This is a genomic window from Dyadobacter sp. Leaf189 (assembly GCF_001424405.1).
Lineage (GTDB): Bacteria > Bacteroidota > Bacteroidia > Cytophagales > Spirosomataceae > Dyadobacter.
In genome coordinates this window covers 624,315-638,441 of sequence record NZ_LMPS01000004.1, presented here as the reverse complement: position 1 = coordinate 638,441, position 14,127 = coordinate 624,315, and the positions used below count along the sequence as shown (strand labels likewise).

At 46.1% G+C, this 14,127-nt stretch carries 13 protein-coding genes; 7 read left to right on the top strand and 6 right to left on the bottom strand.

Annotated elements, in window-relative coordinates:
* Window positions 1-19: 19 nt before the first annotated feature.
* Window positions 20-3,457 (bottom strand): SusC/RagA family TonB-linked outer membrane protein, encoded by a 3,438-nt coding sequence (locus ASG33_RS12025; protein ID WP_056284996.1) that lies wholly within the window; start codon window positions 3,455-3,457, stop codon window positions 20-22.
* Between the two features lie 178 nt (window positions 3,458-3,635).
* Window positions 3,636-4,736: a FecR family protein gene (locus tag ASG33_RS12020; protein ID WP_056284992.1), complete on the bottom strand. Its 1,101-nt coding sequence runs from the start codon at window positions 4,734-4,736 to the stop codon at window positions 3,636-3,638.
* 198 nt (window positions 4,737-4,934) lie between these two features.
* Here ASG33_RS12020 and ASG33_RS12015 point away from each other — a divergent pair, with 198 nt between their 5' ends.
* From ASG33_RS12015 to ASG33_RS11985, 7 genes are all read left to right on the top strand, one after another.
* Window positions 4,935-5,135 (top strand): hypothetical protein, encoded by a 201-nt coding sequence (locus ASG33_RS12015; protein WP_056284988.1) that lies wholly within the window; start codon window positions 4,935-4,937, stop codon window positions 5,133-5,135.
* 186 nt (window positions 5,136-5,321) lie between these two features.
* A complete protein-coding gene (locus tag ASG33_RS12010; protein ID WP_157474736.1) occupies window positions 5,322-5,744 on the top strand; it encodes a hypothetical protein in 423 nt (140 codons plus the stop codon).
* A gap of 3 nt (window positions 5,745-5,747) precedes the next feature.
* The gene (locus ASG33_RS12005) at window positions 5,748-6,167 is read left to right on the top strand and encodes a carboxypeptidase-like regulatory domain-containing protein (RefSeq protein WP_056284984.1); all 420 of its coding nucleotides are present in this window, start codon (window positions 5,748-5,750) and stop codon (window positions 6,165-6,167) included.
* Between the two features lie 3 nt (window positions 6,168-6,170).
* Window positions 6,171-6,593, top strand: a complete 423-nt coding sequence (locus ASG33_RS12000; RefSeq protein WP_056284981.1) for a carboxypeptidase-like regulatory domain-containing protein — start codon at window positions 6,171-6,173, stop codon at window positions 6,591-6,593.
* A gap of 49 nt (window positions 6,594-6,642) precedes the next feature.
* Window positions 6,643-7,065 carry a hypothetical protein gene (locus ASG33_RS11995; protein ID WP_056284977.1) on the top strand — a complete coding sequence of 141 codons (423 nt, stop codon included), beginning with the start codon at window positions 6,643-6,645 and terminating at the stop codon, window positions 7,063-7,065.
* Window positions 7,066-7,095: 30 nt separating this feature from the next.
* The gene (locus ASG33_RS11990) at window positions 7,096-10,215 is read left to right on the top strand and encodes a T9SS type A sorting domain-containing protein (RefSeq protein ID WP_157474734.1); all 3,120 of its coding nucleotides are present in this window, start codon (window positions 7,096-7,098) and stop codon (window positions 10,213-10,215) included.
* A 118-nt stretch (window positions 10,216-10,333) separates the two neighbouring features.
* Window positions 10,334-10,714 carry a hypothetical protein gene (locus ASG33_RS11985; RefSeq protein ID WP_056284973.1) on the top strand — a complete coding sequence of 127 codons (381 nt, stop codon included), beginning with the start codon at window positions 10,334-10,336 and terminating at the stop codon, window positions 10,712-10,714.
* 2 nt (window positions 10,715-10,716) lie between these two features.
* On the opposite strand, the gene ASG33_RS11980 is transcribed toward ASG33_RS11985, so the two are convergent.
* From ASG33_RS11980 to ASG33_RS11965, 4 genes are all read right to left on the bottom strand, one after another.
* Window positions 10,717-11,328 carry an RNA polymerase sigma factor gene (locus ASG33_RS11980; RefSeq protein ID WP_056284969.1) on the bottom strand — a complete coding sequence of 204 codons (612 nt, stop codon included), beginning with the start codon at window positions 11,326-11,328 and terminating at the stop codon, window positions 10,717-10,719.
* Window positions 11,329-11,639: 311 nt separating this feature from the next.
* Window positions 11,640-12,098 carry a RidA family protein gene (locus ASG33_RS11975; protein ID WP_056284966.1) on the bottom strand — a complete coding sequence of 153 codons (459 nt, stop codon included), beginning with the start codon at window positions 12,096-12,098 and terminating at the stop codon, window positions 11,640-11,642.
* Between the two features lie 33 nt (window positions 12,099-12,131).
* On the bottom strand, window positions 12,132-13,613 hold the full coding sequence (locus tag ASG33_RS11970) for a sorbosone dehydrogenase family protein (protein ID WP_056284961.1): 1,482 nt from the start codon (window positions 13,611-13,613) through the stop codon (window positions 12,132-12,134).
* 18 nt (window positions 13,614-13,631) lie between these two features.
* A complete protein-coding gene (locus tag ASG33_RS11965; protein WP_056284957.1) occupies window positions 13,632-14,066 on the bottom strand; it encodes a cytochrome c in 435 nt (144 codons plus the stop codon).
* Window positions 14,067-14,127: the final 61 nt, after the last annotated feature.

Below are 14,127 nucleotides of genomic sequence, written 5' to 3'. Positions count from 1 at the left end.
ACTAAAAGATTTTTAATGATTAAAACTTCACAGTCAGGTTCACACCCAGGCTTCTGGTTCTTGGCACACCAAATGCTTCCAGCCCTTGCGCATTCCCATTGGTGTAGCTCGACTCAGGATCGAAGTAGTTGTTTCTCTTGTCCTTGTAAAGCAGGAGAAGGTTACGTCCTACAAGCGATACAGAAGCTGCCTGCAATTTCAGGAACGACATCTTGCTTACATTCAGATTGTAGCTCAGGATCACCTGGCGCAGCTTGACGAAGTCGTTGTTGAAGACGAACATTCCTGTGTAGTTTTTGTCATTGTCATAGTAGGTATCCACATCTTTTTTCTCCCAGGTTTTAGTAAATGGAGCTCCCTCAGGCGTTACACCGGTTACAGTTACACCCGTTTCGCGACCAGGAAGTGTTTCCTTCGGCAAACCGAAACGGTAGGCGTACTGGTACATATTCGAGTAAACCACGCTTCCGAACTTACCATCGATCAGGATATTCAGTGAGAAGTTTTTGTATTTGAAATTGTTGGTGATACCCATTGTCAATGGAGGAATACCGTTACCCAGCTTTTGAAGGTCGCCTCTTACCGCATAGCCGCTGGCTGTGTTGTAAACTACGTTTCCATTGTCGTCTGTTTTCTTGTTGTATCCCCAAACTTCACCGTAAGTACCGCCTTTCACGTTGTTGATCAAACCGCCGCCTACACCATTACCGATACTCAGGTTAGGAAGGTTGTCTGCCAGTTTGATAATGCGGCTCTGGTTATACGCCATGTTGTAGCTCACATCCCAGGTAAAGTTGTTGTCGCGAATTGGTGTTCCATTGATCAAAAGCTCGATACCCTTGTTGCTCAGCTCGCCCACGTTAAGTAATGCGCTGGTGTAACCCGAAGACGTCGCAATGTTGCTTGTTACAATGTCGTTGGTCGTTTTGCGATTGTAAAAAGTAAGGTCTAATCCAAGACGGTTGTTGAGGAAACGCGCTTCCAGACCAGCTTCGTAAGTAGTGGAAGTAAGCGGTCTCAGGTCCGGGTTAGGTACCAATGCAGAGTTAAGCTGCTGTACCGGACGACCATTGTGGCCACCTTGCGCCATTTGATAACTCTGGTAGATCTGGTAAGGATCCACATTCACGGCACCCACCTGTGCCCACGATCCGCGTAGCTTTGCGAAGTTGATTACCGCAGGCATTTCAATCGCTTCCGAGAGGATGACGGTACCGCCGATTGCCGGATAGAAAATGCTGTTATTTTCTTTGTTCAAAACAGAAAACCAATCCTGTCTTCCCGACATGGTCAGGTATGCCAATCCTTTGTAACCAACATCAACAGACGCGAAAATGGAGTTGATACCGCTTTTTTGGTAAAATGGCGTGGTAGTTGAAGTTGCCAGGTTGGTAAAGCTGTAAAAATTGGGAACTGTGAATTCAGTACCTCTGTAAGTCATTTCATCGTAAATCCGGCGCTGCGTGTTACCTCCGAGCAAAGCCGAGAAGCTCACGTTTTCAAACTCCTTATTGTAGTTCAGAGTCAGCATTCCATTGGTTTCGGACGAACTTGTATTTCTCGATTCCCAGCGGCCAAGCGGCTCGTACGCATTGTTGGTAGGCACTACGAATTCGTATTTGAAATTGTAGTAATCCTGGCTCACGCTACCTTTTACGAACAGGTTTTCAAGAATGTCGTAACGGATATTTGCCTGACCCAAAAAGCGGTTTTTACGGTCGTCGTTTTTGAATTTATTGATTACAAAATATGGGTTTGGTGCTGCCGGTACCGGGTTCCATTCCACTTCTTTTCCGGTAACAGCGTCATAACCGGGAGAAAGGCTTCTGATATCTACAGTATTAGCAACCAAATGTGTTGCCCAGTGCGGGTTGTAATCCGCATAACCCACCTTCGGACGGTTGTGCCCGTCTTCCAGATTGTACTGAACGACAGTCTCAATGCTCAGTTTTTTACCCAGGAATGCATTTACATTCAGGTTTGCGATCCTTCTTGTAAAATCAGAATTAGGTACAATGCTGTTTGATCTGGTGTTATTCAAACCAAAACGAAAGTTGACCGTTTCGTTTCCGCCGGTGAATGCGATGGAGTTAATGTAGTTGGTACCGGTTCTGTAAAAGTTTTTAAGGTTGTCCTTCTGAGGAGAATAGGGGCGCATTTGTCCGTCAAACTGGATCACATCCGAACCGTCCATTTTGGCGCCGTAAGACAAGCGGCCCGAGCTCTTCGCCTGCGTTTGTGTCATCGGTTTTACACCATCCACACCTTGTCCGTACTCGTATTGCCAGTCAGGAATGATCGCCAGGTTTTCAGTCGTAAAATTGCTGTTGAATTCCACGCCGATCCCTTTTTGCGCGCGGCCTTTTTTGGTTGTGATCAAAATTACCCCGTTACCTGCACGTGCACCGTACAAAGCCGCTGCCGGTCCGCCTTTCAAAACGCTGATCGACTCGATATCGTCAGGGTTGATACCTCCGATACCGTCACCGCGGTCGGTGTTATTACCCTCTCCGTTGGATGCATTGCCACCGCCGGGAACACTGTTGTCCATCGGCATCCCGTTGATCACGTACAAAGGCTGGTTGTTTCCGCTCAAAGAACCGTTACCGCGGATGATAATGCGGCTGGAACCGCCCGGGCCGGTTGACATACCAGTTGCATTCACACCTGCGATCTTGCCAGTCAATGCATTCGCCACGTTATTCTCACGCGCCTGGGTAAACTCGCTTCCTTTTACCTCGGTAACCGCGTAAGCCAGTGCTTTTTTCTCTTTGGCGATACCCAATGCAGTCACAACAACCTCATTCAAAGCCTTGGCCTCAGGTTGCAGCTGAACAGTAACCTCACTTTGGCTACCGACTGCCACTTCCTGCGAAGTGTATCCTACAAAGCTGAAAATCAGCACTGCAGAAGCTACTTCCTGATCAGGTATATCAATGGTAAACCGGCCTTCTGCGTCAGAAGAAGTACCTCTCTGGGTACCTTTGATAAGCACGCTCACGCCCGGGAGTGCGGAGCCTGTTTCGTCAGAAACCTTACCGGATACGTTGCGCTTCGGCGCTACTTTGCCCGCCGCCGGCGACTCGCCCGCAGCAGCTTGTTCGCGTTTTAGTATGATCCTGTCCTGAACTACCTCGTAAGTCACGTGCTGCGGCGTGAGTATTTTTTCAAGTACTATCGACAGCGCTTCTTCCTGAAACCTGACATTGTATTTCTGTCCATTGAAAATCTGAGGGTTATACATGAACTTGACCTTCGCGACATTTTCAATTTTTTCCAGAGTCTTGTCAATCTCGGAATTGGATAGACGTAACGTTATTTTTTGTTCCAAAATGCGTTGTCCACGCACATCGTGAGCCTGAACGAAGGTTCCGATGGCAATGGAAAGCAGAGCTTGATACAGCGTAATGCGCATGATTTTCTGTAAAGCATGGTGAAATTGTACGGGTTTTGACATAATTTTGATTGTTGTCGGGTGTAACGATTCGGCATCAATAATTCCCACAGCCACCGCCTCGCGGGAGCTGTAATGTGTAAGCAACAGGGGGGATTAAGCAGTCGGTGATGTTGCAGCATCATCGACTTTTTTTGTCGGGACAATTAGTAGCATTTATATCATAGGCATTGGGAAATGGTTAAAGGCAACCTTTACTGTTTATAATAATGCTTGCATCCAGCTGCTCGTATTCTGCACCTATCGTCTTGCAAATCAGGCTCATTTTTTCAAAAAGCGGTTCGTCCGAAAGGGACGCGGTGAGATAGCAGTCTTTCATCAAAGCTTCATCGAACACGATTTTGACGCCGTAAGATTTCTCAAGTGCCGCAAATACATCCGCGATCGGTGTTCCTTTGAATTCAAATGATTGTCTCTGAATGGGCAGTTCCAGCAGCTTCGGATTGGGTACGAGGCTTCTTGTCAGTCTTAATTCTTTCGGGGCAAAAACGATCTGCTGGTTTGGGGTTAGTACCATCCCGCCCAGCTTGTCGTCTGCGTGCTGGTTGGCAATCGCTTCCTTTGTCATCGGGAACACCGAAACTTTCCCGGTTTTCACGACCACCTTCACCTCTTTGTCGCCATCAAATGCACTGACTTTGAAGCTTGTTCCCAGTACTTTGGTTGCCAACGTATGTGCGTATACATAGAAGGGTTTGTCCGGATCTTTGGCAACCTCGAAAAACGCCTCACCATTCAAAAAGACCTCCCGTTTGTTGTCATCGAACCTTGAAGGATAGGTAATGCGGCTGTCGGGTTGTAAAAGAACGCTGCTGCCATCTTCGAGCACCACCAGTTTGGCTTTGTTGGTCTCATTCTTTTCTTCAACCAGCGGCACTTCTATTTTGCTGAGTATTACTTTGTATTGATCCGACTGCTTGTCTGAAACCTTTTCATTCAGCCACCAGCCTGCAAACAGCAGCAGGAGTACGGAAGCGGCCATATGGTACCAGTTGGGCCGGAATTTCAGTTTGATGAAAGAGCGTCTGGCAGTTTTTGCGCCGATCGCGTGCGACAGTCTGTAAATTTCATTTGCAACTTCCTCATCGGAGACCTGGTCAAAAGCGCCTTCGGTCGCCAGCAAAAAGTCCTTTGCCTGACTAACCAGCTGCCTTTTGTCGGGGTTTTGTTCCAGCCATTCAGCCCAAATGACCGCATCAGCAGGGTTTTTAAAGATCACCCAGCTTCTGAACGACGGATCGGCTGCGAGCTCCTCCGGAAGATAATTGCGGTAATTGTGCATAAAGGGCAAATGAAAATGCGGCTAATTTCAATAAGGATGCATAATGATTGGCGCAATACTCTTTTTGGGAGAATTATTTTTCGGAAAGTTTGCCTGCCTGATCATCCATTATGCCCGGCTCGGAACTTCTGATTTCCGGAAGAAGGATTTACTGCTTTCTTGCGCTGCATTTGTCTCAACGCAACTGCGGTTACAACTATGAAAGACCAGAAAATATGTCGTCCATTGCTGGCTGTTTTCATACTTCTGGTATGTACTTACCTGGTTTTATCTTTCTTCCTCCTGAAAGAGTCAATGCTGCTGTCCAGGCGGGTGTTCACTTATGAAATCCTCATAACTGCCTTATTGCTGATAGGGGTTTATGTCGGTATCATCAAGCAGAAGAAGTCTAAACGCTAGATTGCCTCTCGTTCCTGAAACATTCTACAAAACCCTATATGCTCTCCGCCGTTCAAACTGCGCCACCTGCCGGCGGATAGTTGCAGGCATCTCACGCCCAACTATATTGGTTATTGTGGGTCAATGGGTTTGAAGACGGTCGGTAGCCGAGTAATCCCGACCTATGATCACTACTAAAACATCAACATGAAATCTTTACGAAAGCTACACTTCCGAGCAATGCTAGCTGTGATATTCCTCGGCTTCCTTATGGATTCCTGCTTCTTAAAACAAGATCGTACTACTGTTGTTTATGGAAAGATTACAGATGAGAAGGGACAGGCGGTGGATAGTATTATGGTCATTTGTCAGGGACTGAGAGATTTGACTTATGAAACAATTCACTCGACTTATTCAGACAAGAATGGAGCGTACGAAATAGCTGTTGAAGTTCCCCGGAAATTTACGGCTGTCAATGTAACTGTTCCGTTTTTACCGCTGGAAAATCCTAAATACTTACGTCTTTTTAGAGGTAAGAGAAGTTCCATGAATGGAAAGTCAACAGGAAATTGCTGCGTCGCTAAAATCGGCGAAAAGACCAGATATGATTTTCAATTAACCTTCAAATAGACCATGAAAACCAACCAAATTAAAAAGTACTTGTGGTCATCGACATTTTGCCTGTTTGCGATCTTCGTCATGCAAAAGTGTAAAAGTATTTTTTCTAACACTACAACAGTCTATGGTAGGATTACAGACGAAAAAGGAATACCTGTTGATAGCATCATGGTACGTGTCGTAGGAAGTAAAATCCACGGATCTCAGAACATGGCGGAAACTTTATCTGATTCAAGCGGTGGATATGAAATTGTTGTCGAAGTAGCAGGGAAGTTTACTAGTGTCAATTGTCTAATTCCGCCCAATTCACCTGGAAATGTCAAATATAAAAGTGGCTATTCGGGATATGATGTTTATAAAGATGGGAAGAGCGCCGGCTTCTCTGTTGAAAAAGGTGAGAAAAATAACATTGACTTCAAATTAAAATCGAAATAAACAATGAAAACTAATCAGGGCGAAATAAGTATAGTAGCAACAATACTTTGCCTGACAATAGTTGCCGTTTTGCAGGGGTGTTTCGTGTTTTCTGATCGGACGACAAGTGTATATGGTACGGTAACGGATGACAAGGGACTACCATTGCCGGGAGTGGGATTGTCCGTGTACGGTAGAAAAAAAATTAGCCATCAAATGCATATGGCAACTGCCTATACTGATTCAAGCGGCCACTATGAAATTACGGTCGATGTCGCCGGGAAATTTCATACGCTTGATTGTTACATTGATGATGGCGCAATTTTCATGAAAAACTTTCCCAAGAAGTCAAGCTATGAAACATTTACTGACGGCAAAAAGAGTCGTTGCTGTACCCTTGCGATAGGTGAGAAAACGAATTTCGACTTTCACATAATAGTAGAGTAGTTCAGCTCAATTTGGCCAGATTTCAATCAATATAAATACATTCATCAAAATGAAATCTTTACGAAAGCTACACTTCCGAGCAATGCTGGCTGTGATATTCCTCGGCTGCCTTATGAATTCCTGCTTCTTAAAACAAGATCGTACAACTGTTGTTTATGGAAAGATTACAGATGAGAAGGGGCAGGCGGTGGATAGTATTATGGTAGTTGTTCAAGGTAAGAGAATGCTGACGCATGAGTTATTAGCAACAACGTATTCAGACGAGAACGGGAATTACGAGCTCTTGGTAGATGTACCTAAGAAGTTTGTTGCGGTAAACGCCGGTATCCCAAGTTTTCCAGTTGAAAATCCAAAATTTCATAAGAAGTATGTGTCCTATGGTGTCTTGAAGAATGGTAAGGTAACTACCGATTGTTGTAATTCTGACGTGGGCACTAAGACGCAGTACGATTTTCAACTAAAATCCAGATAGCAATTTTAAACCTCTAATCATACACTTAATATGAAGCATTTGCAAAAATGTGGACGGGGGAAACTGTGCGTTTTCCTTGCTGCTCTCCTTGTTGCCTTTTCGTCCTCCTACGCACAGGATTATAAAGAACAACGAAAAGTTTTCATTAACAAACTTGACCTTTCGCAGTTAGGCAGTACGCTTTTTCTTAATGCCGCATTGACCAGCCCGAATGAGGTTGGCTTCTTCAAAAAACGCTCACAAATTCCGGATCCTGCTATGGAGCAGGTTTCTATGGAAGAGTGGCAAAACTTATATGAGCGATTGATCGATGCTGATTTGCGCGAAGGCACTTACCGGATGCCAGGCTTTGATGAGCTAACTGAGACAAACGCGTACAAGCTGTCGCGCAACAATGTGATTCCAATTGGCATTATGAATCTTAGTAGTATATACTTAACCGGTAGCGAAATTCAACAGCATGAAGCAGCGAAAAAGGCCGGGCACAGCAGAAGATTCGCCGATTCTGCCAGGTTCAATATCGTTTATGGGGCTGTGCTGCAAGAAGATGTTTTTCAGGGCGATGTTGCTTTTAAAATTAGTCGTGAGCTCTATATTTCTAATGATACTACGCAGCCAACGCAGGTGGAATTAGATCTGGAAGATGGCCGCGGGTTTGTCGCATATCCATTTTCAGAAAACCCTATCGCGCATCAGTTTAGCTCGGTAGGGAAACATACTGTACATATCCGGCTATCGCTAGGTACGCAAACCTACTTATTTGATACGCAGATTAATGTTCGTCAGTTGGAAAGATCAAAACCCTTCGCAGAATTTCAGGTTGAGGCGCAAAGGATATACAAAGCTACTGGGTCCGACGACCGTGCCGCGAGGACAATGCTGGCAGGCGGGAATATTCGGATCATTCTAGGCTGTGACCAGCTCCTTAACAAGCCGATTATCATTGCGGAAGGATTCGATATGGGGCAGGACGTCACACTTGATCATATTGAGGCACATTATCAAGCTCCCTTAAATGATTATCTTCGCGAGGGTTACGATCTGGTTTTACTGGACTATCACGACGCGCGCGCGCCAATCCAGGATAATGCGCAAGTTCTAAAAGCACTGATCCAGCAGGTTAATCAGATGAAAACTGGGAACATCGAATCTGTCGTGATAGGAGAGAGCATGAGCGGGCTTGTGGCTCGGTGGGCTTTAAGGCAAATGGAAAACGAGAACATTCCGCACCATGTCAAATTAATGATCTGCTACGACACGCCGCATCAGGGTGCCAATATTCCGGTTGGATTGACACAACTTGCCTGGGAGACCACACCCACTATTTTGAGCCAGGTGGTCCTGAAATTCTTTGCAAAAGGCTTGCGTAACTACTACCTGGCGTTGAGTACCACAGCTGCGCGGCAATTGTTGTTGCACTGGGGCGGTCAGGTAAGCGGGGGCGTAGGAAGCAAACATCCTGAATTCGATCTTTTTAGGGGTGAGTTAGCCGCATTGGGTAACGGTGGTTACCCGGAAAATTGCCGGAACATCGCCGTTATTCATGGCAGCATGGACGCGAGTGACCGGGCTCTCTTTGGGAATTATAACTATGGGAGCCGTATTCTGCGCGGCTGGGCTCCATTATTGCTTCAAAACGCTAACATCGATGTCCACACTAATGCACTCAATAAAAACACCAATGTTTTTAGGTTTGCGACCTGGGGTGTCATTTCAAAGATCCTGGGGGTCAGCAGATCTTACAATAGCAGTTTGAATGACGATTTCCTTCCGGGCGGACGTACACAATTTAGCATACCAAACAAGTTGTTTAAGAGTACTAGATCTTTTGATTTCTGTTTTGTGCCGACTTTTAGTTCTGTTGATTATAGAGGGACGGTAAACACACAAAGTGAAAGAGAACTTCTGAATGTTAACCAACTTACTTCAACGGACATACCCTTTGCGGAAATCTATGGAAGAATTAATAATACAGCTCATGTAGGTACCGACAGGGTAAATTGGGAAGATATTGGCCTTGCCGAAAACCTCCTTACAGACGTCCCTGCCTGTCCAAACCTCCCAGTCCCCCCTCAACCCGTCATTTCAACCGGCAACATCTGTCACGCATTTAGTGAGAAACGTACCACCGAGGATAATACGCCTAATATCACAGTTACCCTCGCGACTCCCTCAAACGGACAATATATTCATAACTGGACTGTCCTGCCTTCCAATCAATATTTTACAACTACCGGCGATCAGATCACTTTTCAGGCCGAACGGGCCGACCATTACGAAGTTACCTGTGTGCGGACATATCCCAACCGCCGCGATATCAGCAGCACTTTTACAAAAACAATCTGGGTGTTTGACTGCAATGACCAGTCTGTTGATCCCGGTGACGAGACCGAACTCACGGCAACTGATGCGGACATTGACATTACCGATATCTGGGAAGACGATTTTCTGGTGACTACGGCTACTGACAACTTAGAGGTTTTTGCGCATTATGAACCGGTCTCCAAGATCTTGTACGCCTCACTTGCCGACGCTACGTTCGTTGCGCCTGCCATGTTGGTGCAAGCCGGAATGTTTCCGGAGTTTGCGGAATTGTTCGCTGCTACCGATCCGCGCGAAGCTTTGCCGGTCACATTGGTTGCGTTTCATGCGGAACAAGAGGGCGCATCCGTCCGACTGAGTTGGGTGACCAGTGCGGAAATTCAATGCGACCATTTTGAAATTGAGCGTAGCGCAGATGGTAAAAAATGGACTTCGATTTCAAATAAGAAAGCGCAAGCTTCGGAAGGCAATGGGGCTGAATACATGTTTACAGACATGGAGCGGGGAAACGGGAAAGTCTATTACCGACTGAAAATGATCGATAAGGATAGCTCGTATGCTTATAGCCGGATCTTGCCAGTTCATAGTGAAGCAATTGATCATACCGGCGTGTTCCCTAACCCCGTTGGTGATGAAGATATAATACAGTTTTTCGATCCGGAGAAAGTTGCCGGATATGCAGTTTACCGACTGAATGGCACTGAGGTTTTGAAGTCAGAAACGAACGAGATTCAAAAGGCAGTCAGTAACTTACCTGTTGGGAAATACATCTTGAAAATGAAAATGAGAGACGGAAAAGAAGTTAGCCGGATTATCACTAAAAGGTAACGGTAAGCATACCCTGGCAGCGATCGTCAGGGTATTTAACTAATTTTCAAACAACTATCTAGGAAATATATAGGCTATGGATTCGAACAGATATCATTTTTCAAAAACATTACTAGCAATGTCATTCCTCGCATTGTTGCTCAACTCCTGTTTTCTCAAACAAGATAGAACTACTACAGTTTACGGGACGATAACAGATGAAAGAGGGCAGCCGGTGGATAGTATTTTAGTTCTTGCGAAAGGGCGGGAATGGTCGAAGGAAACCACTCTGGATCAAACGTTCTCGAATCGTTCAGGTGAGTACGAATTGTTGGTTGATGTACCTAAGAAGTTTGACGGTGTGGACGTAGTTATTCCTTTCGGCAGCTTAACAAATCCCAAGTTTCAATCACTTTACAAAGACTTTCGAGTGACAAAAGATGGCCAGCCAACAAACAACTGCTGCATTGCTCAAATCGGTGAAAAAACTAGATATGATTTTCAGTTAATCGCCAGGTAAGCTTAGTGCGAGAAGATAAGCAGTAATGTAATGAGCCCGGCTCCGATGGACCGCATTTGGAATTTCAATGCACTGATCGCCTTGAACAATAAATTCGCAACAGATTGCCTGTTGACCTGCATTAAATCCGCGATTTGTTCATTGTCCATTCCTTCGTAGTATTTCAGGAATATCGCTTCTTTCTGGCGGCGGGGAAGTTCTTCCAGGGCACTTCTCACTTTTGCCTTATTTTCATTGAACAGCTCATTCCGCTCTATCTCGGTTTCCACGGTCTGATAATCGGAAATCTGGTTAGCCTGCTCAATATCCAGCATATGCGACGCATTGTTTTTCCGGAACTCCTGCATCAACTGGTTCCGCAACGCTCTCAGAAAGTAAATGGTAACAAACTGGATTTGTATCTGCTGCCTTTTCTCCCAGATGTGGATCAGCAGCTCCTGAATGGAGTCCTTGATGAATTCTTTGTCAGACGTGAAGTTGGCAGCGTAATTGAAAAGAGTGCGGTATTGCTTGTCGGCGAGCTGACAGAATGCAAGACTGTCACCAGCCTGGGACTGATACCAGAGTTCCAGAAGAATCGTGTTCTCCTCAGCGATGCGTTGTCTTTTGTTCAAATCTTATCAGGTCAGACAACAAATTAACTGTTATTTAATAATAACTTAAAATATAAGAGCGACTTTATTTTTTAATTTAAAATTATCTGCGGACAAATTGTATTATTTCAAAATATACGTTTGGTGGAAGCTGTGATTTGTTTTAACCAGCTTTGTCAGACTGAGCGGACCGGGCCGCCGGGCGGTCGAAGTCACCAGCGAGAACAATAGTGCTGGTGACTTCGACTGCGCTCAGTCTGACAAGGCTACTATCAGACTGACAAGGCTACTATCAGACTGACAAAGCTATTGCCAGTCTGACAAAGGCATTATTACACGTAAGCTATGCAGTCGATTTCTACTAGGGAATCGCCTGGTACTCCGCCGTAGACTGCTACTGTTGTGCGGCAAGGTGGTTTGTTGCCGAAGCGACCTTTGTAGGCTTCGTTCATTGCTTTGTAATCGTTAAGATCGTGCAGGAAAACGCTGCATTTAAGTACCTTTTCCATGGAAGAACCCGCTTTGATCAGCTCTTTTTCCAGTTCGTCCAGTACGTGCTTGGTATGTGCCGTGATATCTCCGTCAAAGTGAGCGCCTTTTCCAGCTACGAACACCAGGTTGTTGAATTTGGTGTGTCCGGAAAACAGTGGGACGTCCTGGTACATTTCCACACTTCCAACTTCCTTCTCAGGCGTTGCGTCAGCTTTTGCTTTGGTCGCAATTCCAAGCCCGGCAACTCCGGCCACAGAGGCGAACAGCTTTTTGATAATCGATCTTCTTTCGGACTTCATACTCTTTTTTATTAAGGTTATAAACTGGTTGTATTAAGCTCTCTTCTTCTTTGTCTTTTTCAAAATTTTGTCTGACGCCGGCATGGTAATCTTCCAGATACTGCCGCCCGCCTTATTTCCTCCCTGCTTGCCGCCGTATTCAATCACATACAGCGTATTGCCCACCAGCAATGCGTCGGTTGGTGAAGTGAAGTTGTCGACAATGCGTGTTGTTTTTACTTTATAATTGTCGCTCGCCTTGTCGTAGATCATTTCCAGGTGGAGCAGGTCTTTTCCCTGGCGCCGCAATGGACTGGGGTTTACGACCCCGTTGCGCGGGCCGCCTGTATACCTGATCACAAATCCATCGCCGGCCAGGTCTTTACCCAGGGCTTTTTCATTATCGAAAAACAAGCCCAATGGAGAGGAATGCGCATTGAATGTGCCTACTGTTACGCCCGTGGTATCGCCGTCCATTACCAGACCCGTTTTGCGGTCGCGGTACTCGTTGGCATCCGGCCCCATGTTCTGCACAGAAGGTGTGAAAGTTACCCCCGCAGGTCTTTTCGGGAATTCGGGATCGTTGTGGAAATACTTCATTAGCCAGGCGAATGCAAACTTGCTCAGGAAGGTATCTTTCTCCGGATCGGGCTGGTAGTCCGGATATTGCTGCGGGTTTTCAATGCCGCCCATTATCCACGGAAATCCGTAATGCCGGCCCTGACGTACCCAGAACATATCTTCCGGGTGATCGTAATCGCCGGAATTGGACACTGCAAACAGGTTACCTTTTCCATCAAAAGCCATATCGTAAGCATTCCGGATACCTTCGGCAAACAGGTAGCCTTTCGCTTTCATTTCGGCTGCATCGGTGGTGAGTGTCAGGTCTTTTGCATCAATGGGGATGCGGAAAATATTGGCAGTTAATGCATTATCCCGCGCATTCGGGTATTCTCCGCCATTGTCCTGCACTTCGCCGTGGTCTGTCCGGGCGCCTGTGTTGACAAATACATACTTCTTGTCCGGGCTGATTTCCAATGCATTCCAGCCGTGGTCGAAAGTGGTTTTATTGGCCCCGTACTCCACTGTATTGAAAACGACGGTTAATTCAGGCTTGTCAACCCCCGCCTTCATTTCATACCGGACCATCCTGCCTTTGTTGCCTTTGTTGTTGTTAACACTCACATTGCCGGCCAGGAATAATGTATTTCCATTAAAAGCAGCGCCCTGTAACCGGGGAATACCGTGGTCTTCAACTGAAAAAACCTTCTTGCTTTGCGGCTTTCCGTCTACTTCAACAATCTTGATTACATCTCCGAAAAACGTCGTGTAATAGATTTCACCGGAAACCGGGTGCCGGATAATGCGCACGGCTTCCGGCTCTACTTTCATGTACTCTTCAATGGTAATATCATCACGCAATGCAATCGGCGTTTTGGTATTTACCTCTTTTTGCTGTGAAAATGAAGGAGCGGACACGCCTGCGAGAAGCAGGGTGGCGAGTGCGTACTTGCAGAAATTGCTGTGATGTAACATTTATATACGGTTCAGGATTTACTCTGTTTTGCCAAGATGGCGGATATAGGCAACAAGCTGCCACTTCTGCTCATCCTCGAACACATCTTTAAAAGGAGGCATATTTCCTCTTCCGTTAGACAGTTTCCAGAATAAGGCACCGTCAGTCTGTTTTTTAACGAGGGTATTGTGAAAATTAGCAGGTTTCTGTCCCAGCGCGCCACCAGCCGCACCGTCGCCGTAACCTGCATCGCCGTGACAGGACGCGCAATAAAGCGTAAATAGCTCTTCGCCCTGCGCCAGCGTGAGCGGTTCTTCATGAAACGGACTTTTCAGGGTATCGGCCCAGGCGGGTGCTACCCAGGGTTCCTGTGCTGGTCCGGTGGTATGTGCAGTTTCCTGAAAAGAGAAGCCCGTCAGCGCGGAACCGAAAAGCAGGATAAAGCTGGCTGCAAGTATGCTGTTCTGGAACATTTAAATGAAAACTGAAAGTGGATATATATAACGGGCGATTCTCCCTCCAACCCCCAAAAGG